Source organism: Bacteroides sp. OM08-11, from assembly GCF_003438665.1.
GTDB classification, from domain to species: domain Bacteria; phylum Bacteroidota; class Bacteroidia; order Bacteroidales; family Bacteroidaceae; genus Bacteroides; species Bacteroides cutis.
In genome coordinates this window covers 193234-219698 of record NZ_QSTJ01000006.1, presented here as the reverse complement: position 1 = coordinate 219698, position 26465 = coordinate 193234, and the positions used below count along the sequence as shown (strand labels likewise).

Sequence of the window (26465 nt, the reverse complement as noted above, 5' to 3'; positions counted from 1 at the left end):
GTAGGAAAGTCAATATTTAGCCCCACTATTTTTTTTCTGGAAAAAATCTTATACACATGGCAAACGGCTGTAAGGTAGATAAGTTAAAACATACGCCAATTTTAAGAGCGAGGATACATAGTACCATACTTGCGTATTCTTATTTCATTTTTAACCTCTCCTAACTCTAATAAACCAAGCTACAAATATGCCAAAAGGGGATTTTGATAAATTCTGTAACCGCACAATTTTAAATAAGACACACCTATCTAACAGTGTTATTTCAGTCCTCTATCGGATAAATCCACATCCAAATCATCATCAACTTCATTATCATCAAACCCACTAAGAGACCCATATTCAATCAATTCTTGGAAACGGGCTGTTATATACTCATCATGTTGCTGTACCACTGCGTTCACATCAGACAGTTGCCGACACCGCTCTGATTGCTCTTGTATCGCCTGCTCCTTTTCGTAAATATCCACCGCCTGCCTCTTTACCTCATCAATTAGCGTTTGACTATTAGAACACCCTAACCCCACATTGACAGTACCGCTACATTTACCCGTTTCTTCTACCTTATTAATACGCTTAGTCAGTTGTCGTTTCTTGTCCTCTTTCGTCAAATGGGCATATACGCGGTCTATCATATCATCACTATCATGCCCCGATACAATTTTCACCTCATCTTTAGTCCAACCCTCACGCAGTCGTTGGGTAATGAAAGTATGGCGAGCAATATGGCTGCGCATCAAATCACAAATAGGCTCGGTATGGTCATACGTTTTATCACCTATCTGCGATTGATATGTGTGCAATCTTGCCAATCCTGCAACTTTGGCAATTTTCTTAATGTTACGGTCTATGATATTAATAATGGTATCTTCGTTCTCCTTATCCATCAACTTCATACCGCCCTTATATTTCTCTTGTATCTCGCGTATTCTCGCAGTAATGGGAATAGATACCCCTTTGGATGTCTTGGTTGAAATCATATCAAAGAAATCATCAGTTTCCTTATACTCCCCTTTCAGCCATAGTAACATCGTGCTGATACGCTGCCCCATTTCACACTGCAATACAAATAAATCTTTAATCTCCGTATCAATATCCGATAAGTTTTGACAAGCATACAACTGTTCAACTTCACTATACGCCAGTGCAAAACTCCGACTTAAATCATCATCTTTCAGTTTCTTAGTTTGAAGTTCATAATTTTCAACTCCCACATTAATATTACTTGGAAAGTCTTCAAATTTCTTTGCTGTACGTATTACACTCATTATATGCCCCATTTTGGTTTTGACGGTCTTATACTCTGCCCCTATCTTTGACCTCGTTGTAGGGGTAATATTCAGATGCCGTTCATAGAGTGCTAATGTTTTTTTACTTACGTTTTCAAGTGTATCACCGCCATTACTTTCCAACCACTTACAGAAGTCCCGAACAATAGCTATCTTTTGCCTCGTACCTTGTTTCTCGTAATTCCAATGGTCTGATATTACTTTGGTAAACACCGCAGTTGCCTTTAGTGGGTTCGTATTTTTCTTTGCCGCCATAGTCTTCTTAATAGTTGGGTTAACGCAATCTACAAATAGAGATTTGACCTTAGCCTCATCGGTCAACAACTCTACATGCTCACAAAGATACTGTTTTAACCTTTCAATCTGAACAGTCACTTCCATTATTTTGGTGTTGACTATGGCATTGTTTCGGCTATCAAGACCACTCAAACCGCCACCCATACGGGCAATCTGTCTGTTCTTATCCCAATGGGAAGCATAGACCTTAACCCCCGTACTGACTTTTATCTGCTGCCCCCACAGCGTTGCCACCGCATAAATAAGAGTTGCCCTACGGCTATTAGGTTTCCGCAGATTGAAATGTACCTGCCAATCAAGAAAAATCTGTTCATCCATACCGTTCTAAATCAGGTGCTAAAAGTGGTTCTAAATATGGTTCTAAAACGGTATTCCACTAATATGCTCTCATTTCGATAAAACGTTAACACACTGATTTACAAATATGAAATAAAAGATAAAAACCGCCCACATACGGGCACAAAAAAAGGAAGCTTTTCACAAAGCCTCCTTTTTCAGTTTTCAATAGGTATTAGTTTTTTTTTAAGGTAAAAAGATTGTTTTCAGGATAACGTTGCAAATATAGGCGCTTTTCGTGATACTAACCAAATTAAAAAACATGTCATATAACATCTTTTTGAAATTTCTTTTGATTTTATTATCATTTCAAAGCACTTTTCTACATCCGCAATCGTTTTCAGTGGACAAATATAGAGTTATTTTCCATGAAACACTAAAATTATCCTAAAAATCCACTTATTTTTCCTCATTCAAATAGCGTTCTTCTGTACGTCCACTATGTTTTAACACTTTTGCGTCAATAAAGAAGACTATTTCCTCTGCTATATTGGTGATATGGTCACCGGAACGCTCCAATTTACGGAATACACTCACTAAATTCAGGCAAGAGAGGGCACTTTCGGGATGCCTGTTAATATAATCAGCAAGGATAACAGTAGCATCAGCATTAATCTCATCCAACAGATTGTCTTTGGCAAATACTGATGTCGCTAATTCTTGACTCTCGTCCTGAAGTGACTTTTTAGCCAATTCGAGCATTGAAAGTACTTCGGCTATCATTTCTCCCAAACGGAGCTTCTGAACCAATTCACCATCCAACACAGGTTCTTTGCAGTTGAGAGCAAACCTGGCAATACCTTCCGCAAAGTCGCCTAAACGCTCCAAATTCGTATTAATCTTCAACATGGCGAGTACAAAACGCAGGTCGATGGCAACAGGATTATAGAGTGCTATGATGTCTTCCACATCACTATCTATCTTCAACTCGAAAGCGTTGACGCGACGTTCGCGTACCAATACTTGTTGCGCCAGTTCCCGGTCAAGAGTAAGTACGGCTTCTCCGGCACGATCAAGCTGATTATAAACCAAAGTCCACATTTCGTCTATTTCTTTTTTCAACAAGACGAGTTCCGATTCGATAAACTTTACCATAATTTTATATTTTAAGTTTGAATAATCACTATATCTTTTTCGGTGAATTTATCCAAAGCGTCCCGTGATATAATTCTGTGTTTCTACCTTTTCGGGATTTGTAAATATCTTCTTCGTATCACCAAATTCTACCATTTCTCCCATATAGAAAAAAGCAGTGCTGTCACTGACACGAGCCGCTTGTTGCATATTATGAGTGACAATGACAATGGTATATTTCTTTTTAAGCTCATGAATAAGTTCCTCCACTTTCGCTGTAGAGATAGGATCGAGTGCTGAAGCCGGTTCATCCATCAACAAGACAGAAGGAGCCACTGCCATGGCACGGGCTATACAAAGACGCTGCTGTTGTCCGCCGGACAAGGCGTATGCAGAAACTTTCAATTTATCTTTTACCTCATCCCACAGGGCGGCACCTCTCAAAGTTTCTTCTACCCGCTGACGGATAAAGGCTTTGTCAGTAATACCATTTACACGAAGCCCGTATGCCACATTTTCAAAAATACTTTTAGGAAAAGGATTTGGGCGTTGAAACACCATACCTACTTTTCTGCGTAGCTCGTCAACTTGTATCCCCTTCCCATAAATATTTCGTCCGTCAATACGGATCTCACCGGTCAAACGGGTATCAGGAATCAAGTCATTCATCCGATTGAGCAAACGAAGAAAGGTAGACTTACCACATCCTGAAGGACCGATAAAGGCAACCACGGATTTCTCTTCAATATCCATACTGATGCCCTTCAATGCATGAAAATCGCCATACCAGAAGTTTACATCACGTGTTTCTATTTTATTTATCATATCAGTTTGTTTTTATTTTCTTCTCAAAGTATTTTCGCAAAATATTGGCCAGAAGATTTACCAAAAGGATAATAACTATCAATACCAGAGCTGTGCCATATGCTATTGGAAGTTGGGCTTCCATATCCGTACCACTTGTAGAAATGACATACAAATGATAGGGTAATGCCATACACTGGTCAAAAACACTAGTGGGAAGTTGTGGTAAAAAATAGGCAGCACAAGTGAAAAGGATTGGTGCCGTTTCACCAGACACACGTCCTAAGGCCAAAATCAATCCAGTGATAATATTAGGCATACCCATAGGAAGAATGACGTGCCAGATAGTTTGTAATTTGGTAGCTCCCAAAGCACGGCTACCTTCACGCAAACTATCGGGAATAGCTTTCAAAGCTTCTTCTGTAGTACGGATAACCAATGGCAAACTTAACAAACCTAAAGTCAGCGAACCGGCCAAAATGCTATCCCCAAAATCCATATAATTGACGAACAGCGCCATACCGAACAAACCAAAAACAATAGAAGGAATACCACTCAGATTATTCGTCATCATGCGGATAAACCGTACTATCCATCCTTTGGGAGCATATTCGTTCATATAAATGCCACTCATCACTCCTACCGGAAAAGCAAATAGCGCACTCCCTATCATCAGGCAGAAAGTACCTACAATGGCTGGTAGAATACCTCCTCCAGTCATCCCATCTGCAGGGGCGGTAGTAAGGAAGTCCCAACTGACAACTCTGATACCCTTATACACTATGAAACCAAGAATAGCAAAGAGTATCAGCACTACACTCAGACTCAGCAAACGAAACAAGCCGAATGCTATGTTTTGTGAAAGATGTTTTCTATTTATCATACGCTTACTTTCTCTTGCCCGAAGATACAGCTTCTACCGTGAAGTTTATCAACAGACTGATAAAAAACAATACAACTCCCAAAAGGAACAATGCCTCGTAGTGCGCGCCACCGGCAGGGGCCTCACCCAGTTCGGCGGCAATCGTTGCAGGAATAGTTCGTAAAGGTTCCAAAATAGTATGAGGAATGACTGCTGCATTTCCCGTCACCATGAGTACTGCCATGGTTTCACCAACAGCACGCCCGATTCCAAGTACAACTCCTGATGTAATACCAGATATGGAATAAGGTATCACCACCTTATATATAGTCTGCCACTGTGAGGCTCCGAGAGCCAAACTGGCTTCACGCATGGCGCGGGGACAATTACGCATGGCATCTTCCGTCACCGTGATGATAGTTGGCAATGCCATTATCGCCAGTACGATACTCCCCGCCAATCCGCTCTCGCCTACCGGCAAGTTGAACACTTTCTGCAAAATAGGAACTATAACAATCAGCCCGAAGAAGCCATAAACAACGGAAGGTATACCGCTCAATAGTTCAATGATGGGTTTCATCATATTACGTATCTTCGAATTTGCCACTTCGGACATATAGATAGATACTGACAAACCAAAAGGCAATGCAAACAGAATAGCAAAGAAACTTACCCACAATGTACCCGTAATTAACGGCAGAAAGCCAAACAAAGGTGCAGGGGTTGCTGTAGGAAACCACTCGGCACCGGCAAAAACATCTTTCACCGAAATGGTATTATCTTTTAACAAATGAACAGAGTCGGGATGAATTATAAATTGCCCGGGAACAAAGGCTATGATTTCCGGAGTCTTTTCTACGAGTTCCGTGATGCAGGAGCCTGCATTCTCGTAGGATGCCCCCAACTGTTCTTCTGTATAATATTGTGTAATGTTTTCCAAACGAAAAAGCCGGATAGGGAGATCCTCCCCACCGACTTCCTTCCAGTTTGTTATCTCTTCGTCGAAAATATTTTTTATCTGGACAGGAGTTAGTTCAGAAACCTTATTCCCCTTATTTAAAGCCAACACATAACCTTCTTCAATAATACGGCTACTAAACAAACCCAACGCCTCTGAAAAAAGGAATAAGACGATAAGTACGATGGTAAGACTTGTTACAAAACCGCTACAAGCCAGAATACCTTCTATTATCTTCTCAAAAAGCTTTTTCATAATTACTTAATTGATTTTCTGATGCAAAGAAAACCGCTTGATGTTAAGGCGATGTGACTACCGTTTGAAAGAAACATTTCAAAAATGTTACATTTTCATTACAAGATCACATTGTTATGTTTTGTAAAACAAATGTAACATCAATTTGTTTTCTTTGCAAAACAAATACTGTTCAGGTTGTTAAGTATGAATAGAAACCAATCATTGAATTGAGATTTTATAAAAAAGCAAAAGAAATAGAATTATCAAATAGAAACGTTGAACATAATGAAAACTAAAATTATCATCCTCACTTTCATATTAGGAATAGTTTCTGCCGATATACAAGCGCAACGTATCAAAGGTAGCGACACAGTACTTCCCATCGCCCAACAGACAGCCGAACGGTTTATGATATTAAATCCTGATGCACGTGTCACTGTCACAGGTGGAGGAACAGGAGTAGGACTCTCTGCCCTACTGGACGGAACGACTGATATCGCCATGGCTTCACGGGGGATTAAGTTCAGTGAAAAGATGAAAGCCAAAACTGCCGGCGAAGAATTGGAGGAAGTACCCATAGCCTACGATGCCCTTGCAGTAGTGGTTCATCCTTCCAATCCGGTGAATCAGCTCACACGACAACAATTGGAAGATATATTCCGAGGGAAAATCACGAATTGGAAACAAGTAGGTGGTGATGACCGGAAAATTGTAGTTTATTCGCGAGAGACTTCTTCCGGTACTTACGAATTTTTTAAAGAAAGTGTACTGAAAAACAAGAACTATATGAGTAGCAGCCTTTCCATGCCGGCAACGGGTGCCATCATACAGTCAGTCAGCCAAACGATAGGCGCCATCGGATATGTGGGACTTGCATATATTTCTCCCCGCATCAAGACACTTGCCATTTCATACGACGGCAAACTTTATGCCACCCCTACCCTTGAAAATGCGATCAATAAATCATACCCTATCGTACGACCGCTGTACTATTATTATAACAAAAAAAATATCGAAAATATTACTCCGCTTTTACAGTTTGTACTATCTCCCGCAGGACAAGCAATCATCAAAAAGAGCGGATATATCCCCGTGAATTGAAAAATGAAGGATTTCATTTTGTCCTGCCCTCTATTTGCACTATCTTTGCCCCCACGTACGAATAATTGATAGCACTATGGCAGAAATTAAGAACGAAGAAACAGGTGAAAAGAAGAGCCTGAACTTCATTGAACAAATAGTAGAAAACGACTTGAAAGAAGGTAAAAACGGAGGTAAAGTACAGACACGTTTCCCGCCGGAACCTAATGGTTACCTTCACATAGGACACGCCAAGGCCATCTGCCTTGATTTTGGCATTGCAGCTGCACATGGTGGCATCTGTAATCTACGTTTCGATGATACTAACCCCACCAAGGAAGATGTGGAATATGTAGAAGCCATCAAAGAAGATATCCAATGGTTAGGCTATCAATGGGGTAACGAGTATTACGCTTCTGACTATTTTCAACAATTATGGGACTTTGCCATCCGTCTTATCAAAGAGGGTAAAGCCTATATAGACGAGCAGACATCCGAACAAATTGCCGCTCAAAAAGGTACTCCTACTCAACCGGGTGTGGAAAGCCCTTACCGCAACCGCCCTATCGAGGAAAACCTTGAACTGTTCCAAAAGATGAACAGCGGAGAAATTGAAGAAGGTGCCATGGTATTACGGGCCAAGATTGATATGGCAAGTCCTAATATGCACTTCCGTGACCCGATTATCTATCGTGTGGTAAATCATCCGCATCATCGTACGGGTACCACTTGGAAAGCATATCCGATGTATGATTTTGCCCACGGACAGAGTGACTTCTTTGAAGGTGTGACACACTCATTGTGCACGCTGGAGTTTGTCCCCCACCGTCCGCTATACGATCTTTTTGTAGATTGGGTAAAGGAAGGCAAGGATTTGAATGACAACCGCCCCTACCAGTATGAGTTCAATAAGTTAAACCTCAGTTATACGCTGATGAGTAAACGTAATCTATTGACACTGGTAAAAGAAGGTTTGGTAAAGGGTTGGGATGATCCCCGTATGCCGACTATCTGCGGTTTCCGACGTCGTGGCTATTCACCAGAGTCTATACATAAATTTATCGATAAAATAGGTTACACCACCTACGATGCCCTCAACGAATTTGCGTTGTTGGAAAGTGCAGTTCGCGAAGACTTAAATACCCGTGCCACCCGTATATCCGCCGTACTAAATCCGGTGAAGCTTATCATCACCAACTATCCCGAGGGACAGGTTGAGGAATTGGAAGCTATCAATAATCCGGAGCGTCCGGAAGAAGGTAACCACATCATAGAATTCAGCCGTGAATTGTGGATGGAACGCGATGATTTCATGGAAGATGCACCGAAGAAATATTTCCGTATGACTCCAGGGCAGGAAGTACGCCTTAAGAATGCTTATATCGTAAAATGTACAGGTTGCAAGAAGAACGACGCAGGAGAGATTGAAGAAGTGTATTGTGAATACGATGCAAATACCAAGAGTGGCATGCCAGAAGCTAACCGTAAGGTAAAAGGTACGCTTCACTGGGTAAGTTGCGCTCACTGCCTACAGGCCGAAGTACGTCTTTACGACCGTCTGTGGAAAGTGGAAAATCCACGCGATGAACTTGCTGCCATCCGTGAAGAAAAGAATTGTGATGCACTGACTGCCATGAAGGAAATGATTAACCCCGACTCTCTTCATGTATTACCTTGTTGCTACATAGAAAAATATGCTGCCGGTATGAAACCTCTTACCTACCTGCAATTTCAGCGTATCGGTTACTTCAATGTGGACCGCGAGTCTACACCGGAGAAAATGGTATTCAATCGTACAGTAAGTTTGAAAGATACTTGGGGCAAAATCAACAAATAAAGCATAAGGAGTAAAAAAAATAAATGAGTAAAAAAAACCTGCTGTCCGGTAGAGACAGGGAATTGCAAGAACTGGCGGAAAACTATGAAGCTGCCTGTGAAAACAATCAGCCTTTCTATGCGGATGCAGATGATTTTGCAGACTTGGCAGATTGGTATGCTGTCCATAATAAAGTACAACAAGCCAATGAAGTCGTAGAATACGGTTTAAACTTGCACCCTGGCAATACGGCATTGTTGGTAGAACAAGCTTATCTTTTAATGGATTCGCATAACAAAGATAAAGCTCAGGAAGTCATTGACCAGATTTCTGATAATTATTCACCTGAAGTAAAGGTTTTGAAAGCTAACCTCATGCTGAACGAAGGTAAAATAGATGATGCCGAGCAACTTCTTGACACGATAGAGGATAAGGAAGATTTGGCTAATATCGTGGACGTGGCCTATATGTACCTTGATATGGGATATCCTGAAAAAGCGTTGGAGTGGCTAAACCGTGGACTCGATAAATATGCGGAAAATGAAGCATTTACCGCTGTCACCGCTGACTGTTTCTATGCACAAGGATTGACAGAAAAAGCTGCTATCTTTTATAATAAGCTGATTGACAAGGATCCTTATTCGGCTTCTTATTGGCTGGGGCTGGCACGTTGTTACTTTGACCAGCAAATGTTCGACAAAGCTATTGAAGCATGCGACTATGCCATTGTCGCGGATGAAGAATTCGCAGATGCCTACATGATGAGAGGACATGCCTTTTACCAACTCGGAAATGAAGAAAGTGCATATGAGAATTATACTCTGGCAGAAAAACATCACGCTCTTTCTTCAGATTTCCTACATATGTTCATGGGGCTTAGTAAATTGGCTACCAATCAATGGGAAGAAGCATACAGTCACTTGGAACAAGCCCTAGAAATTCAGGAAGAAGATTCTCCTATTATGCCTTCACTCTATGCTCATACAGCACTCTGCCTTTTTAAATTAGGGAAAAAACGCAAGGCATCCCAGTACTTCAAAAAAGCTCATGAGTTAGGTCCGGAAGAGGTTGATCCTTATCTGCTGGAAGGCCGTGCTTTTATGGAAAATGGTGATTACGAAAAAGCTGTGAAGAAATGGGCTAAAGCCTTGAAAATTGCACCATACGCTGATACTTGGAATGAAATAGGGATGTACAGCATGGAAATGGGACAATTAAGCTACGCCAAACTAGCGTTTGAACGTGTCAAAGAGATGGAACCGGGTTTTGAAAAAATTAATGAAAGACTGGCTTCACTCTACGTACTCCTCAGAGATAAAGAGAACTTTATGAAGTACAACCAGCTTTGTAAACATCCGCTCGACCAGGAAGAGTTGAAAAAGATTGAGAAAGTACTGGAAGGGGAAGACAAAGATGAATTGGCAAAAATGATGAAGAATATTATAAGTGCAATACAATAAAAAAAGTAAATTCAAAAAATGGAATCATCAGCAGAACTCATCAAATGGGTATTAGAAAACCTGAACTATTGGGTAGTCACGCTTTTTATGGCTATTGAGAGCTCATTCATCCCATTTCCTTCAGAGGTAATTGTTCCACCAGCCGCATGGAAGTCTATGGCAGACGAGAGTATGAATATATTTCTGGTTATCATTTTTGCCACTATCGGTGCAGACTTGGGGGCATTGATTAATTATTATCTAGCCCGTTGGTTAGGTCGTCCTATTGTTTACAAATTTGCCAACAGCCGTTTGGGGCACATGTGTCTCATTGATGAAGAAAAGGTACACCATGCCGAGGAATACTTCAGAAAACACGGTGCGGCATCTACATTTTTGGGGCGTCTCATTCCGGCAGTACGCCAACTTATCAGTATTCCGGCAGGACTGGCCGGTATGAAGTTAGGTCCTTTCTTGCTATACACAACACTTGGTGCAGGAATATGGAATTCGATACTTGCACTGCTTGGTTATCTTATTTATCGTTTTACAGACCTAAAAACGACTAATGATGTCTACATCATGGCAACTAAATACAGCCATGAAATCGGTTATGCCATCATAATAATCGTAGTGTTGGTTATAACCTTTCTGGTGTATAAAGGGATGAAGAAAAAGAAATAAACTAGCGATGATATCAATACGAAAAAACGGTGAGCAGATTTATTTCTTACTCACCGTTTTTCATTATCGCATTAAGTCTAGTGTTATTTCTTTACCGCTTCAATAGCTTTATCATAATCAGGTTCCTGTGTAATTTCGGGAACAAGTTCCGTATAGGCAATCTTCCCATCTTTACCGATTACCACAACTGAACGTGCCAACAGACCTTTCAATGGACCATCGGCCATAAGTACCCCATAATTCTCATCAAAATCAGAGAAACGGAAATCGGACAATGGAATCACATTCTCAATGCCCTCTGTAGTACAAAAACGGGCATGTGCAAAAGGCAAATCTTTGGAGATAGCCAATACTACCGTATCGGATAAACCAGCAGCCAGTTTATTAAACTTACGTACTGAAGTTGCACATACGCCAGTATCCAAACTCGGAAAAATATTTAGGATTACATTTTTTCCGTTGAGTTCTTTCAGTGAAAACGAAGATAAATCCGTCTTTACCAATTCAAAGTCGGGCGCTGCTTTACCCACCTTTATAAATTCACCGATAACCTTTACCGGTTGACCTTTAAATTTTGTTGTAGCCATAGTTTTATCAAATTATATACCAATATAACAAATTAAACATAGGAAAAGTTCAACAAAAACTTTTTCTATAAATGAGTTGTTACTTCACTAATCAATTTATAACAATCATTTAAAATTAAAAATTCACATGAAAACTATTTTTGATGAAATGAAACAGGAAGTGAAAAATTGGTGGATTTCACTTATTCTCGGTATCCTGTATATCGTAGTGGCCTTGTGCCTAATGTTCGCCCCGCTCAGCGGGTATGCAATCCTGAGCGTTCTGTTCAGCATTTCCATGTTGTTCAGCGGTTTGCTGGAGATTTCCTTTGCTGTGAGCAACCGGCAACGGATATCAAGTTGGGGATGGTATCTGGCAGGAGGTATCATAGACATGATCTTGGGCTTCTATCTAATAGCTTATCCTCTATTGAGTATGGAAGTAATTCCATTTATCATCGCTTTCTGGTTAATGTTCCGGGGGTTCTCTTCTGTAGGTTATGCTATGGATTTAAAAAGATATGGAACCAAAGACTGGGGATGGTATATCGCATTCGGTATCCTTGCCATCATCTGTTCATTCATTATCCTGTGGCAACCGGCAGTAGGCGCTATCTATGCAGTTTATATGATTTCGTTTGCTTTCCTGATTATCGGTTTCTTCCGCATCATGCTCTCCTTTGAACTGAAAAACCTTCATAAACGAGTAACAGAAAAATACAAAATGGGAAAAGATGACAAAGAAATACCGGTTGTATAAAATTCAGGCGAATAATAATTCGCCCGAATAACAATCACGTTTTACCTTTTGTGCAGAAAGCGGAACATCGTTGTTCTAGACACTCCCATTTGTTTGGCGAGAGCAGAACAGGATGCTCCCCTTCTTCGTTCCATCATCACCAAACGCCGGTTATCGATGAGCATATTCATCTTTGGCGCATCCCCCTTTCTACGTCCCAGACATACCCCCTCTTTCTTTCTGCGTGCCAAAGCTTCTTTTGTACGCATAGAAATCAGATTACGTTCAATCTCCGCCATTAATCCAAAAGCAAATCCAAGTACTTTACTATTGATATCATTTTGAAAGATGTATCCTTCTTTGGTACTATACAATACCACTCTTTTCTTAATACAAGAATTAAGGATAGTCATAATCTCAAGTAATGTACGACTCAAACGCGAAATTTCAGTTACAATCAACGAATCACCGGGTTTCATACGATCCAGTACTCCCGACAATTTTCGATTCTTACTACTCACACTTCCACTGACTGTCTCAGTGTACCATTTGTCGATAATCAAACCGTTTCTATCTGCGAAACGTAAAATCTCTGCACGTTGGTTTTCCAGGAACTGTTTTTCCGTGCTCACTCTTAAATAAGCGACTACTGCCATAATTTTGTTGTTTTATTGGTTTTACGCCGCCAAAGAACGGTTATTCCGACAAAAACGCCAACGTATAGTCCCGTCGGATTATTCAGAACTAAGGATGTGTTTTTCGTTTACTCAATTTTGAATTAGGAAATATAATAAAAAAATAGGAATGATAGGTAATGCCTATCAGTATCAATTATGAATTAAACTTTAATACCCGGCACCCAACAAAAAGTTCTTCAAAAACATAATCTTCTTTTATACAGAAAAAGTATTTTTTCCTCTTTTTCATTTATCTTTGTACATTCATTCTTGATTTAAGAAAGAAGAAGATGCTTCGACAAGTTCAGCATGATAGATGGAACTGTCATTTTCAAGCAAGGAGAAGTAATCTTATATGTCAAAAAACAACAAACATTATTAATTAAAAATCAGAAGATTATGGCAATGCATACTTGGTTTGAGTGTAAAATCCGTTATGAGAAAACAATGGAAAACGGAATGAACAAGAAAGTTACCGAACCATATTTAGTAGATGCACTCAGCTTTACAGAAGCAGAAGCACGTATTATAGAAGAAATGACACCGTTTATCTCCGGTGAATTTACGGTATCGGATATCAAACGGGCTAATTACAGTGAGTTGTTCCCTTCAGAAGAAGATGCTGCCGACCGCTGGTTTAAATGCAAACTGGTGTTCATCACTTTGGACGAGAAGAGTGGGGCTGAAAAGAAAACATCTACCCAAGTACTTGTACAAGCTGCCGACTTGCGGGATGCAGTGAAGAAACTGGATGAGGGTATGAAGGGTACAATGGCTGATTATCAGATTGCATCGGTAGCTGAAACAGCCATCATGGATGTATACCCGTATAGTGCGGAACCTAATGACAAACCGGAAGTTTAAGAGCAGATATGAGGTATAAAGTATGAATTGCGATGTAGTGTATATGTATACCACACAATTTATGACTTAATACATCTTCACAACTTATACTTTATACTTCATCCCTCATGCTTTATACCTTAATAAGATGATCGCAGAGAATTTAAAACAAGTATTGAGCGAATTGCCTGAAGGGGTACGATTGGTTGCTGTTTCCAAATTTCACCCTAACGAGGCGATAGAGGAAGCCTATCGTGCCGGGCAACGTGTGTTCGGAGAGAGTAAGGTGCAGGAAATGACTGCCAAGTATGAGAGTCTGCCCAAAGATATTGAATGGCATTTCATAGGGCATCTGCAAACCAACAAGATTAAATATATCGTGCCATATGTAAGTCTGATTCATGGTATTGATTCCTATAAACTACTCACAGAAGTTAATAAACAGGCTGCGAAAGTAAACAGAACTATAAACTGTCTGTTACAACTACATATCGCTCAGGAAGAAACTAAATTCGGTTTCAGCTTTGACGAATGCAGGAAAATGCTGACAACCGGAGAGTGGAAAGAGCTCAAAAACATTCGGATATGTGGATTGATGGGTATGGCTACAAATACGGATAATACAGAACAAATCAAAGCTGAATTTTGTTCTATAAGTAACTTCTTCAATGAAGTAAAGTCCACGTGGTTCATCAACGAAAAGACTTTTTGTGAATTATCTATGGGAATGTCGCACGACTACCATGAAGCTATTGCCGCCGGAAGTACATTGGTACGCGTAGGAAGTAAGATTTTTGGAGAAAGAAACTATTAATAACCTAATTATCATGGCAACATTAGAAACTACTTTTGCCGGGTTAAAACTTAGAAACCCGATTATTATCAGCAGTTCCGGACTGACCGACAGTGCTGCGAAGAATCAAAGACTTTATGAGTCAGGTGCAGGAGCTATCGTACTAAAATCTCTTTTTGAAGAGCAAATCATGTTGGAAGCCGATTGGCTTGGTGATCCCAATATGTATCCGGAAGGCAGTGATTATCTGGTGGGATACATCCGTGAACATAAGCTGGGCGAATATCTGGAATTGATTAAGGAAAGCAAAAAGGTTTGCGATATTCCTATTATTGCCAGTATCAACTGCTATCAGAATAATGACTGGATTGAATTTGCCAAGAAAATAGAAGAAGCCGGTGCAGATGCCCTGGAAGTTAATATACTTGCCTTGCAAACTGACATACAATATGCATACGGTACTTTTGAACAACGCCATATTGATATACTCAGTCATATCAAAAAAACAATCAATATCCCCGTTATCATGAAATTGGGTGACAACCTGACTAATCCGATTGCGCTCATTGACCAGTTATACGCTAATGGAGCTGCAGCAGTGGTCATGTTCAACCGTTTTTACCAACCTGATATCGATATTGAAAAAATAGTTCAGACTTCAGGTAATGTATTCAGCAATGAAAGTGATTTAGCTAAATCTTTGCGCTGGATAGGTATTGCCTCAGCCGCTGTGGATAAACTGGACTATGCAGCATCAGGGGGTATACACAGCCCTGAAGGTGTTGTAAAAGCTATACTTGCAGGTGCATCAGCTGTGGAGATTTGTAGTGTACTATACCAAAATTCATACGGTACTATTAACGAAACTATCCATTTCTTAAATGACTGGATGGAACGTAAAGGCATGAAGAATATCAAACAATTTAAGGGAATGTTGAATGTAAACGACCTGAATGGTATAAATACATTCGAACGTACACAATTCTTGAAATATTTCTCATCACACAAATAAGAAGCAGACTAAAAAATAAAGCAACGCCCCGTAACATAATATTGTTACGGGGCGTTATATTTATAAGTGATTTCCTTATAATAACATCTTATCAATTCTTTTTATCCAACGCCTCGAAACAAGAATTTTTACTAATAAATTCGGGAACGATATCTTTCATAGCAGCCACAATCTTCATCTGATCATAAGTATAGCTGACATCAATCAATTTTTGGATACGTTCCTTCACTTCATCATAATCATACTCACGCACGGTGGCAATCATAATCTTCTCATGGTAGGTGGGTTTCGTAAGTTCCTTTACGTTAAGCAATTCTTCATACAACTTTTCACCATGGCGCAAACCTGTAAATTCAATCTTCACATCCATACGTCCCGAAAGACTAATCATCCGTTTAGCAAGTTCTACAATCTTCACCGGTTTACCCATATCAAAAATATAAATCTCTCCCCCATTCCCCATACTTCCGGCTTCAAGTACCAAGCGACAAGCCTCAGGAATAGTCATAAAATACCTTATAATTTCGGGATGAGTCACGGTCACAGGACCACCACGTTGTATCTGATCACGAAAACGAGGAATAACAGAACCATTAGAACCCAATACATTCCCAAAACGCGTAGTGATGAACTGAGTAGCATGTCTTCCCTCCTGTTGTAACTTCTTTGCCAATGACTGCACGTAGATTTCACAGATACGTTTGGAGCACCCCATCACATTGGTAGGATTTACCGCTTTATCCGTAGAAATCATTACAAATTTTTCCGCACCGTATTTCACAGCTAAATCAGCCACTGTACGTGTTCCAAAAACATTCACCTGAATGGATTCCGATACATTATCCTCCATCATCGGTACGTGCTTGTAGGCCGCGGCATGGAAAATATATTGCGGCTTAAACTCCTTGAAAATATCTTCCATACGAGTTGCATTGGAAATATCAGCAATGATAGTTGCAGCATCTATATCCCTCCAGCGATCTTGCAACTCCAAACGTATATCATGCAAAGGAGTTTCTGCCTGATCCACCAGAATTAGCTTATAAGGATTGAAAGAAGCTACCTGACGCATGATTTCGCTACCAATGGAACCGGCAGCACCGGTAATCATCACACGCTTACCTTCCAAATGGGAAGCAACTTTATGAATATCTATTTCAATGGGATTACGTTGCAAAAGATCTTCAATCTGTATTTCCTTCAACTGGGTACGATTCAACAACTGACCGTTCCACTCACTTAATGAAGGAGCGGTCAGCAGTTTGATATTGTGTGCCAACAAGCGGTCTGCCATATCAGACTTTTTCAACGCTTCCATCTTGGCAGGAGATACGATTATAGTATGAACATCACGATCTTCCAGATTGTCAATCAATGTATCGTCATTAGGATAGACCTTGACACCCATCATCACTTTATTAACCAGTTCCGACTCATCTGCTATAAAACCGCGTAAACGATAGTGGTTACGCAAATTGACACGCAATGACTTTGCAATATTTACTCCGGCTTCTTTAGCTCCATAAATAAAAACATTGGCACTATGTGAACCATCAAAATTCAAAGCTTCGAAAAATATCTTTACGACAACGCGAGAACATGCCATCATAGCAAAGCTGATAATATAGGACATAAACAATACCGTAGCAGGTGCAAATGTTATTCCCATAAAACTCTTAACCAGCACACTTGATATCAACAGCAAAGCGTAAGATACCGTAAGAGATACAAAAATACGCATGATATCGACAAACGATGAGAAGCGCAAAACATTAGAGTATGTACGAAATACCCTAAAAAAGATTAAATTGACAATGACAGTCCATACAATCGTTGTATCTATGGAAGATGATTCCATAAAAAGACTCCTAAAATCATATCGCAGCGCATAGGCCAATAAACTGGATACAACAATAATAAGTACATCAATCAATAGAACAGTCCATATCGGCAATACCTTCGCGGAAAGGTACCGATGAAAAAAGTTTCGCTTCATTTCGTTTGACAGTTTTTGTTTTAGGCATCGCAAAGATACACTATTTTTATCAAAGCGAATAAGAAATAGATAAAATTTTACATTAAATTACTTGCCAATTCACTCAACTGGCTACGTTCTCCTTTTACCAAATTTACATGAGCAAATAAATTTTGATCTCTCATACGGTCTATCATATAGACAAGTCCATTGGACTGGCTATCCAGATAAGGTTGGTCAATCTGCTGGATATCTCCCGTGAATACCATTTTAGTACCCTCTCCCGCACGTGTAATGATGGTTTTGATTTCGTGTGGAGTAAGATTTTGTGCTTCGTCAATAATACAATAAGTTTCGCTCAAGCTACGTCCACGAATGAAAGCTAATGCTTCGATAACGAGTTGGTCACTTTTCTGCATATCTTCCAAACGTTTCACTTCACTTGAATTGGATGCAAATTGATGCTTGATGACATTCAAATTATCGAACAATGGTTGCATATAAGGAGCTACTTTTTCATTAGCATCACCGGGCAAGAAGCCTAAATCTTTATTGGAAAGAGCAACAATAGGTCGTGCCAACAAAATTTGTTTATAATCGGTCAATTTACCAAGCGCAGCAGCCAAAGCCAACAAAGTTTTACCAGTTCCCGCTTTCCCCGTAAGAGCAACCAATTTAATATTGGGGTCATTCAACACTTCAAAAGCAAAACTCTGTTCAGCATTACGAGGTTCAATCCCGTAATTCTTTGTCTTATTGACACGGCATACAGAATGAATAAAAGGATTATAACGCGCCAACACACTACTACGGTCACTCTTCAATACAAAACATTCATTAGGATGAAGAATATCTTTAAAGTCAAATTCACTGATATCCAACCCTTCCCTGGATGAATAGATACGATCTATCAAAGAAGGATCCACACCTTCAAACACTTCATTGGATTTTTCGAATATATCTACATTGATTACCTTATCATTTATATAGTCTTCACACAAAAGTCCGATAGAACGTGCTTTCATACGCAGATTGACATCTTTGGTGACAAGGATAGATTTCATTTTCGGTTTCTTTTCAGTGAGCCAATCTACAACCGACAATATCTGATGATCGGGAATACGCTCAGGGAAAGAGTCGTGTACACGGGGAGAATCTACGGCACCGGCAACAACAAAAAGACGTCCTAACCCTTCACCCAACGGAGCACCTTTCGTAAAAAGACTATCGTCGGTAATCTGGTCGAGTTCACGAACAAACTCACGGGCATTGAAATTGATCTGTTCGTTGCCTTTCTTGAATTTGTCGAGCTCTTCAAGTACTACAATGGGAAGATAAATATCATTCTCCTGAAAATTCTTTAGACAGTTATAGTCGTGAAGGATAACGTTTGTATCAATCACAAAGTTTTTCTTTGTTCCCATACTCGTTAGATTTAAATTGTTTATATCTTTGTTGCTCCTAAGATAACAATTTAAAAGAAAGAAAAGATTGCTTTCTTGTTAATTTTCATAAAACATGGACTATCAGAACACTTTAACTTACTTATATAACAGTGTACCTATGTTCCAGCAAGTGGGTGGCTCTGCTTACAAAGAAGGATTGGAAAATACCAAGGTACTAGATGAACACTTCGGACATCCCCATCGCTCATTCCATAGTATTCACGTGGCAGGCACCAATGGTAAAGGTTCTTGTTCGCACACATTAGCGGCTATACTACAAGAAGCAGGTTACCGTGTAGGACTTTATACTTCTCCTCACCTTATAGATTTCCGCGAACGGATACGCATCAATGGACAACCTGTTCCGGAAGAATACGTCGTACGATTCGTAGAGAATGAACGTAGTTTCTTTGAACCGCTCCATCCTTCCTTCTTCGAACTGACCACCGCTATGGCATTCTGTTATTTCGCTGATGAGAAAGTAGATGTAGCCATCATTGAGGTAGGATTGGGAGGCCGACTGGATTGTACTAATATTATCCGGCCGGACTTGTGTATCATTACCAATATCAGTTTTGACCATACGCAATACTTAGGAAATACATTAGCCAAGATTGCAGGAGAGAAAGCAGGCATCATCAAAAGTGGTATTCCAGTAGTTATCGGAGAAACCACTCCTGAAACCAAACCTGTATTCCTGAACAAAGCGCGAGAGGTAAACGCACCGATTTTCCTCGCTGAAGAAAATGACCGTGAAGATTATCCCGGTGTGGAAAGCGAATTGAAAGGTTTGTATCAGAAGAAAAATACCCGTACTCTCCTCACTGCCCTACCTTTATTAAAAGAAGCAGGTTACCGTATCGATGAACAAATCGTACGCAACGGATTTGCCAGGGTTTGTGAATTGACGGGGTTGATGGGACGCTGGCAAAAGTTACAGGAATTTCCTACCCTGATTTGTGATACCGGTCATAATGTCGGAGGGATTACATATATCGTGGAACAATTGAAACAACAGCCTTACCGTCACTTACATATTATAATAGGTATGGTGAATGATAAAGATATCAGTGGCGTGCTGGCGTTACTGCCTCGGGATGCTACCTACTACTTCACCAAAGCCAGTGTAAAACGTGCGTTACCCGAAAATGAGTTGTATAAACTTGCTTCTTATGTAGGATTACAAGGAGATTGCTATCCGGATGTACCTTCTGCCGTACAGGCTGCACAAGAAAAAAGCCTCCCGGAAGATTTTATCTTTGTAGGAGGCAGCAGTTTTATTGTTGCGGATTTGTTAGCGAACCGCGATACACTCAATCTCCACTAAGGCATCCTTCGGAAGCGTTTTCACAGCAACAGCCGAACGAGCGGGAAAAGCACCGTCAAAATAAGTGGCATATACCTTGTTCATATCTGCAAACAAAGACATATCCGCCAGAAAAACGGTAGTCTTCACGATATTTGCCATGCTCAGTCCTGCTTCTTCCAGAATGTGCTTCACATTCTCTAAAGATTGACGGGCTTGTGCTTCGGCTCCTTCCGCCATCACTCCTGTCGCCGCATCAATAGGTAACTGACCGGATACAAACACCATACCATTAGCTTCAATCGCTTGACTGTAGGGGCCTATTGCGCCCGGTGCCTTTTGGCTACAAATTACTTTCTTCATAATCTTTTTATTCTTTTATCGGTTCATATCAGGTATATCATATTTTTTTGACTACAGTAAAAAGCCAATATGCTATACCTCAAAAACATTTTTCACTATATTCAAAAAAAATCTGTCAATAGATGCAGTATTCATGAAATCCGTGCATTTACTATACAAATACACAAAAGAAATTTCACTCATAACCTGTTATACCTAGACTTAACTTTTATTTCAGTAGGGGGGAGTTTCCCCACATAAAGGCTCTGCTTGCGAAAACAGAGCCTTTATCTTTTTTATACTTTCTCTTCTTATTTGCAATGTTTTTGAATCAACTCATCAACATTAGGATCACCCAGTTCTTTCGCTTTGGCAAAATTTTCGCAAGCTTCTTGCTTCTTCTTCATCTGCAAGTGGGCAATTCCCATCAGACGATAAGCTTCGGCATATTTAGGATCTATTGCCAAAGCATCTTGCAAAGCCTTCAAGGCCGCTTCATTACGTCCTACACGCATATTAACTACTGCCAATTCGGCATAGTAGGTCAGTTCCTTCGGATTTAGCTCGATAGCTTTCGCCATATCATCCAACGCACGCTGGAACTGCTTTGCTTTCATAGCAGCTTGTTCGCGATAGTAATAGAATACATCATTCACGTTACCCTTCACGGCTTTATAATAAGCGTCATAATCAAGTATCGCTCCCCGGGCTTGATTTGCATCCATACGAACTCTCGCACGTTCCAATAAATAAGGCGCAGCTTCGGTGGTATACGGTTCTGTGAAACGTGACATGCAGCTATCCATCAGAGCCAACACATCTTGAACGGGAGCTTTCATCAGTTCTTTAGTCTTGGCAGTACTGAAAAAAGTAGCCGGCGATACCAGATTAGTTTGGTTTACCTTCTCATAGCACACAAGTGCTGCAGCATAATTCTGTTTGGCAAATTCGATATCGCCTTCCAACTGAACATAGACCGGAAGTTCCTCAATGGCTATTGCTTTCTTTATTTCCTCCAAAGCCTTATCATAGGACCAATCTTTATATACCTTTTCCGGCTGTCCCAGTATATAATTATAAATCAACTTGGCACGGTTATAATAAACATCATCCTTCTTATTTGCCACGTCCAAAGCCTTGTCCATATCAGCTACCACTTTAGCCATGGAAGCCTCATCTTGGGACACGTATATCTGCTGCGTGGCACGACGGACATAGCCATCCGCACTATTCGGATACTGAGCGACAAAATCATCCAGCAATTGGGAATATTTTTCAGGAGAAAGCTGTGAAGAAGCCATATAAAGGAAAACCAAAGCCGTTTCCTCGGTATCGGGTAAAGCTTTCTTGATGCCGATATTCTTCAAAGACATATCACTGAAGGAGAATGCATTCACAGCCTGTGCCATTGCAAAATTAGCATCTACCGCATAACATATTGTGGCAGTATCTTTACCGGAGGATTTCTGAGTTAATGCAAACACCTGCCCTTCTTCAGTCATCACAGGACAACTTACCATCTTATCCTTCAGATGTACATTGAGCGTGTAATAATAGTATTTATCAGAAAACTTATCTTCCGCTTTCACCTGGCCGGAAGTATAAGAACGGTCTTTCTGTGTGGAATATGGAAGTATATACACAGTGGCATCAACAGGAGGATTTACAGTTGCCAAGGCCAGTGCGGGAACTTTTTTGGAAGTAATACCTACACGAAACTTGACAACATCATACATATCATTTGCTCCCATAATAGAAACTACCGGCATCTGCGTACCCTCCGAATTCATTACTATAGCGCGCTGCGCACCTTTGAAAAGTGTATAATCGGACAAAGCGACACCGTCTTCCGTGACGAAAAAACCGTTTCCGGTATTCAGTATTTTATCATTCTCATCGTATGTCACCACCGAAAAAACGGCGCGCTTGGCTTTTTCAACCCATTTGGGCGATTGAGCTACACTCCACTGAGCCAAGAGACAGAGGGCAAGCATCAAGAATACTTTTTTTCTCATATTTCATTCATTGTTATATCGTATATACACTTGAAGTAAATGTATCATGTATTTACATCATCTATTTCTAAGAGACCGTAATACGTTGTTTCACAGCCTCATAAATCAGAATACCTGCTGCAACAGACACATTAAGCGACTCTATGGAACCGAGCATGGGAATTTTCACCCACTCGTCACACAATGCCAGATTGTCGTATGAAACACCTTTATCCTCAGCCCCCATAATGATACACATGGGACCGGTATAATCTGCCTTTGTATAATCGTAATCTCCTTTTTCAGTAGCCGCCACAATATGGAAACCGCTATTTTTGAGATATTGCAAGGTGTCTTTCAGGTTCTGTTCACGACAAACGGGCAATGTATGCAACGCACCTGCCGAGGTCTTCATCGCATCAGCATTCACCGACACACTATTTTTGGCCGGAATTATCACCGCATCCACCGCCGCACATTCACACGTACGGGCAATGGCACCAAAATTACGGACATCTGTTATACCATCCAACATAACAAACAAGGGGTTCTTGCCTTGCTCGAAAAGGAACGGAACCAGATCTTCCGTCTTCTGGTAAGTAACGGCCGAGACAAAGGCTATCACTCCCTGATGGTTCTTACGTGTAATGCGGTTGATACGTTCTACCGGAACGCGTTGCACCGGAATTAAAGTTTCCTTTAAAGCAGCAAACAGCTCTTTGGATAAATCACTTTGGATATCTTTCTTAACCAATATTTTGTCTATCTCTTTCCCTGCTTGAATGGCTTCAATCACAGCGCGAACGCCGAAAATCATTTCACTTTTATCTGTCATCTTTTTACTTATGATTTTACTATTTACAACTTACGATTGGGATTATTTCTTAATACCAACTCCAATCTCTTTTCAACGATGAATTCTTAACTCTTGATTTTCAACAGAGCTTTCGCATTATTCAAAGCCGCTTCGGTCAAAGCAGCACCACTTAGCATGTGGGCTATTTCCTCTATCCGCTCTTCATCGGTCAAACAACGGATGTGACTATTTGTCTCTGTCTCATTATCTTGTTTGTACACTTTATAGTGAGCACGTCCACGCGCAGCAATCTGCGGCAGATGAGTAATACTGATAACCTGACGGTCATGATCACCCATTTCCTGCATGATATCTGCCATACGGTCGGCAATTTCACCGGAGACTCCGGTATCTATTTCATCGAACACAATAGTAGGCAGTTTCACCGCTCCGGCTATCATTGCCTTGACTGACAACATCACACGGGCTATTTCACCACCGGAAGCCACTGAGGAGATACTCTGCAAAGTTCCGTTCTTATTGGCGGAGAACAAAAAGTTCACTGTATCCGCACCATGCACACCCGGTTCTTTACGCACTCCTATTTCTACTTGGAAACGGACATTGGGCATGCCTAACGGCATCAGACGCGCCGCCATTTGCTTCTCAACTTCACAGGCTGCAGCAGTACGGGCTTTTGTCAATACGGCAGCTTGTTTTTTCACTTTATTATATAGAGATTCGCAACGGGCTTTCAGTTCTTCTATCCGCTCATCCGAAGACGTAATGTTAGAAAGTTTGGCTGCATATTCTTCTGACAAAGCCAACAGCTCGCCTACCGTAGATACCCGGTGTTTCTGCTGCAACGAATAAATCAAATTAAGCCGGTCATTCACTTCATCCAGACGGACAGGATTAAACTCTATTTCTTCTCCCTTATCGGAAATTTCCTGGGAAATATCTTTTAATTCGATATAAGTACTTTCCAGCCGTTCGGCAAGTTCTTCTGCCGACGGATAGACTTTTTGTAAACCTTGCATCGTGTTCAGACACTCTTTTAAAGCAGAAAGCAATCCTCCTTCGTCCGACATCATAATTTGGTCGGCACGATACAAACCTGCTTTTATTTCTTCTGCATGACTCAAGGTATCGGCTTCCTGTTCCAGTTCCTCTTGCTCACCAGCAGTTAAATGTACCTCTTCCAACTGTTCCAACTGGAAACGGACATAATCTTCATCCGCCCTATCTTGCTCGGCTCGTGCAATCAGTTCTTCCAAATCCTGCTGCGTCTGCTTCCACTCCCGATAGAGAGACTGGTAGGCCGACAAGGCTTCTTCATCGTGCGCCAATATATCCAGCACATTGAGTTGGAAGCCTTCTTTGTTCAGCAACAGATTTTGGTGTTGTGAATGGACATCGATCAGTTGTTCACCCAGTTCCCTCATCTGCACCAATGAAGCGGGAGTATCGTTGATAAAAGCACGGCTCTTGCCCGAAGCATAAACTTCACGACGAAGAATACATTCGTCTTCATACTCCAGTTCATTCTCCTCAAAGAATGGACGCATGCCGTATGCGCCTATCTCGAAACGAGCTTCAATCACACATTTTGAAGCACCCAAACGGATGGATTTTACATCGGCACGTTGTCCCAGCAACAAACCGATGGCACCCAAAATAATAGATTTTCCGGCACCTGTTTCTCCTGTTATCACGGAGAAACCACTACCGAAGTTTATATCGAGTTTCTCGATAAGAGCGTAATTCTGTATGTAAAGTGAACACAACATGGCTACATTTACAATTTAATGATATACTAATTGATCATTTACTCTTCAGTACCTCTACCAGATGGTCTATGATGTCAGCAGCCACTTCAACTTTGGATTTCAAAGGGTAGTCCGTCTTACCTTTCCGGTCTATGATACTTACTTTATTGGTATCACAACGGAAACCCGCCCCCTTATCATTCAAAGAGTTGAGTACGATAAAATCCAGATTTTTCCGGTTCAGTTTATCTTCCGCATTATGCTGTTCATCATTTGTCTCAAGAGCAAAACCTACCAATACTTTCTCCGGATACAACGCTTTAAGATTTCCCAGATAAGCAGCTATATCCTGCGTAGGCTTCAGGTTCAATGTCATTTCACCTGTCTTTTCCCGTTTGATTTTCTGATCTGCCACCTGTTCCGGTGTATAGTCGGCTACAGCTGCGGTCAGGATAGCGGCATCCACATTGCCAAACAATGAAGTGACGGCATTGAACATCTGTTCTGCCGACTCCACATCCTGCCTCATAAAAACCGGATAATGTGTCTGCTGCTGGACAGGACCCGTCACCAATATAACCTTCGCGCCTCTGCCGGTACATTCATCGGCAAGTGCAAACCCCATCTTACCGGAAGAATAATTACCGATGAAACGTACCGGATCAATTTTCTCGTAAGTCGGTCCGGTAGTTATCAAAATGGTCTTTCCTAACAAATCACCTTCTGTCTTTGCGAAGTATTCTTCCAAACGACGGATAATAACCTCCGGTTCCTCCATTCGTCCTTTACCAACCAAGTGGCTTGCCAATTCGCCCGTACCCGGTTCAATGATATGATTTCCGTAAGAACGCAACATATCCAAATTCTTCTGTGTGGAGGGATGGGCATACATATCCAAATCCATGGCGGGAGCAACGAATACAGGAGCCTTTGCCGAAAGATAAGTGGTTATCAACATATTGTCGGCAATGCCATTTGCCATTTTTCCGATAGTAGAAGCGGTTGCAGGAGCTATCAACATGGCATCTGCCCACAGTCCCAAATCCACATGGCTGTTCCAAGTACCGTCACGTTGTGCAAAGAACTCGCTAATAACAGGTTTGCTGGTCAGGGCGGACAGAGTGATAGGTGTAATAAATTCCTTACCGGCAGGGGTTATTACAACTTGCACTTCTGCTCCCCGTTTTATCAGTCCGCGAATAATATAGCAGGCCTTGTATGCGGCGATGCTTCCTGTGATACCCAATACGATTTTCTTTCCTTTCAGAGTATTTGCCATGAAAATTATGTGATTACTAATTACTAATTGCGTGAACTGTCTTCAATTGATGTAAA

The 26465-nt window shown here is 40.9% G+C and carries 23 protein-coding genes; 9 read left to right on the top strand and 14 right to left on the bottom strand.

The features are described 5' to 3' along the window. Positions 1 to 257: 257 nt before the first annotated feature. From DXC10_RS12350 to pstC, 5 genes are all read right to left on the bottom strand, one after another. On the bottom strand, positions 258 to 1901 hold the full coding sequence (locus tag DXC10_RS12350; protein WP_117737940.1) for a tyrosine-type recombinase/integrase: 1644 nt from the start codon (positions 1899 to 1901) through the stop codon (positions 258 to 260). Between the two features lie 417 nt (positions 1902 to 2318). Next, the gene (gene phoU, locus DXC10_RS12345; protein ID WP_101543353.1) at positions 2319 to 3014 is read right to left on the bottom strand and encodes a phosphate signaling complex protein PhoU; all 696 of its coding nucleotides are present in this window, start codon (positions 3012 to 3014) and stop codon (positions 2319 to 2321) included. 48 nt (positions 3015 to 3062) lie between these two features. After that, complete coding sequence (gene pstB / locus DXC10_RS12340; RefSeq protein ID WP_101543351.1) at positions 3063 to 3818, bottom strand: phosphate ABC transporter ATP-binding protein PstB; 756 nt, start codon at positions 3816 to 3818, stop codon at positions 3063 to 3065. A gap of 1 nt (position 3819) precedes the next feature. Then, positions 3820 to 4680, bottom strand: coding sequence for a phosphate ABC transporter permease PstA (pstA, locus tag DXC10_RS12335; protein WP_117737939.1), 861 nt, complete (start codon positions 4678 to 4680; stop codon positions 3820 to 3822). A 4-nt stretch (positions 4681 to 4684) separates the two neighbouring features. After that, positions 4685 to 5872, bottom strand: coding sequence for a phosphate ABC transporter permease subunit PstC (pstC, locus tag DXC10_RS12330; RefSeq protein WP_101543347.1), 1188 nt, complete (start codon positions 5870 to 5872; stop codon positions 4685 to 4687). Positions 5873 to 6139: 267 nt separating this feature from the next. Here pstC and DXC10_RS12325 point away from each other — a divergent pair, with 267 nt between their 5' ends. The 4 genes from DXC10_RS12325 to DXC10_RS12310 all read left to right on the top strand — a co-directional run bounded on the left by DXC10_RS12325 (position 6140) and on the right by DXC10_RS12310 (position 10873). Beyond that, entirely contained in the window at positions 6140 to 6955 is an 816-nt protein-coding gene (locus tag DXC10_RS12325) for a PstS family phosphate ABC transporter substrate-binding protein (protein ID WP_101543343.1), read from the top strand. Positions 6956 to 7031: 76 nt separating this feature from the next. Further along, complete coding sequence (locus tag DXC10_RS12320; protein ID WP_117737938.1) at positions 7032 to 8771, top strand: glutamine--tRNA ligase/YqeY domain fusion protein; 1740 nt, start codon at positions 7032 to 7034, stop codon at positions 8769 to 8771. A 23-nt stretch (positions 8772 to 8794) separates the two neighbouring features. Then, the gene (locus DXC10_RS12315) at positions 8795 to 10210 is read left to right on the top strand and encodes a tetratricopeptide repeat protein (protein WP_101543337.1); all 1416 of its coding nucleotides are present in this window, start codon (positions 8795 to 8797) and stop codon (positions 10208 to 10210) included. Between the two features lie 18 nt (positions 10211 to 10228). After that, entirely contained in the window at positions 10229 to 10873 is a 645-nt protein-coding gene (locus tag DXC10_RS12310; protein ID WP_101543334.1) for a DedA family protein, read from the top strand. A gap of 83 nt (positions 10874 to 10956) precedes the next feature. On the opposite strand, the gene tpx is transcribed toward DXC10_RS12310, so the two are convergent. Beyond that, positions 10957 to 11460 (bottom strand): thiol peroxidase, encoded by a 504-nt coding sequence (tpx, locus tag DXC10_RS12305; protein ID WP_101543330.1) that lies wholly within the window; start codon positions 11458 to 11460, stop codon positions 10957 to 10959. A gap of 127 nt (positions 11461 to 11587) precedes the next feature. On the opposite strand from tpx, the gene DXC10_RS12300 reads away from it, so the two are divergent. Next, on the top strand, positions 11588 to 12199 hold the full coding sequence (locus tag DXC10_RS12300; protein ID WP_101543328.1) for an HdeD family acid-resistance protein: 612 nt from the start codon (positions 11588 to 11590) through the stop codon (positions 12197 to 12199). 41 nt (positions 12200 to 12240) lie between these two features. On the opposite strand, the gene DXC10_RS12295 is transcribed toward DXC10_RS12300, so the two are convergent. Continuing rightward, positions 12241 to 12834 carry a master DNA invertase Mpi family serine-type recombinase gene (locus tag DXC10_RS12295; protein WP_101543326.1) on the bottom strand — a complete coding sequence of 198 codons (594 nt, stop codon included), beginning with the start codon at positions 12832 to 12834 and terminating at the stop codon, positions 12241 to 12243. 420 nt (positions 12835 to 13254) lie between these two features. Here DXC10_RS12295 and DXC10_RS12290 point away from each other — a divergent pair, with 420 nt between their 5' ends. From DXC10_RS12290 to DXC10_RS12280, 3 genes are all read left to right on the top strand, one after another. Next, positions 13255 to 13719, top strand: a complete 465-nt coding sequence (locus tag DXC10_RS12290; protein WP_018668061.1) for a DUF4494 domain-containing protein — start codon at positions 13255 to 13257, stop codon at positions 13717 to 13719. A gap of 127 nt (positions 13720 to 13846) precedes the next feature. Further along, the gene (locus DXC10_RS12285; protein WP_101543322.1) at positions 13847 to 14512 is read left to right on the top strand and encodes a YggS family pyridoxal phosphate-dependent enzyme; all 666 of its coding nucleotides are present in this window, start codon (positions 13847 to 13849) and stop codon (positions 14510 to 14512) included. A gap of 13 nt (positions 14513 to 14525) precedes the next feature. Continuing rightward, positions 14526 to 15503, top strand: a complete 978-nt coding sequence (locus tag DXC10_RS12280; protein ID WP_101543318.1) for a dihydroorotate dehydrogenase-like protein — start codon at positions 14526 to 14528, stop codon at positions 15501 to 15503. A gap of 91 nt (positions 15504 to 15594) precedes the next feature. Here the strand turns inward: DXC10_RS12280 and DXC10_RS12275 are convergent, their stop codons facing one another. Continuing rightward, the gene (locus DXC10_RS12275; protein ID WP_101543315.1) at positions 15595 to 17499 is read right to left on the bottom strand and encodes a nucleoside-diphosphate sugar epimerase/dehydratase; all 1905 of its coding nucleotides are present in this window, start codon (positions 17497 to 17499) and stop codon (positions 15595 to 15597) included. A 77-nt stretch (positions 17500 to 17576) separates the two neighbouring features. Next, positions 17577 to 18902: a PhoH family protein gene (locus DXC10_RS12270; RefSeq protein WP_101543312.1), complete on the bottom strand. Its 1326-nt coding sequence runs from the start codon at positions 18900 to 18902 to the stop codon at positions 17577 to 17579. A gap of 94 nt (positions 18903 to 18996) precedes the next feature. Between DXC10_RS12270 and DXC10_RS12265 the strand changes: the two genes are divergently transcribed. Then, a complete protein-coding gene (locus DXC10_RS12265; protein WP_101543310.1) occupies positions 18997 to 20250 on the top strand; it encodes a folylpolyglutamate synthase/dihydrofolate synthase family protein in 1254 nt (417 codons plus the stop codon). On the opposite strand, the gene DXC10_RS12260 is transcribed toward DXC10_RS12265, so the two are convergent. From DXC10_RS12260 to coaBC, 5 genes are all read right to left on the bottom strand, one after another. Then, on the bottom strand, positions 20218 to 20592 hold the full coding sequence (locus DXC10_RS12260) for a RidA family protein (RefSeq protein WP_117737937.1): 375 nt from the start codon (positions 20590 to 20592) through the stop codon (positions 20218 to 20220). The genes DXC10_RS12265 and DXC10_RS12260 overlap by 33 nt on opposite strands. Positions 20593 to 20882: 290 nt before the next feature. Beyond that, positions 20883 to 22586: a tetratricopeptide repeat protein gene (locus tag DXC10_RS12255; protein ID WP_117737936.1), complete on the bottom strand. Its 1704-nt coding sequence runs from the start codon at positions 22584 to 22586 to the stop codon at positions 20883 to 20885. Positions 22587 to 22653: 67 nt separating this feature from the next. Next, complete coding sequence (gene rlmB, locus DXC10_RS12250; RefSeq protein ID WP_117737935.1) at positions 22654 to 23400, bottom strand: 23S rRNA (guanosine(2251)-2'-O)-methyltransferase RlmB; 747 nt, start codon at positions 23398 to 23400, stop codon at positions 22654 to 22656. An 86-nt stretch (positions 23401 to 23486) separates the two neighbouring features. Then, positions 23487 to 25151: a DNA repair protein RecN gene (gene recN, locus DXC10_RS12245; protein WP_117737934.1), complete on the bottom strand. Its 1665-nt coding sequence runs from the start codon at positions 25149 to 25151 to the stop codon at positions 23487 to 23489. A gap of 34 nt (positions 25152 to 25185) precedes the next feature. Then, positions 25186 to 26409 (bottom strand): bifunctional phosphopantothenoylcysteine decarboxylase/phosphopantothenate--cysteine ligase CoaBC, encoded by a 1224-nt coding sequence (coaBC, locus tag DXC10_RS12240; RefSeq protein ID WP_101543300.1) that lies wholly within the window; start codon positions 26407 to 26409, stop codon positions 25186 to 25188. Positions 26410 to 26465 lie beyond the last annotated feature (56 nt).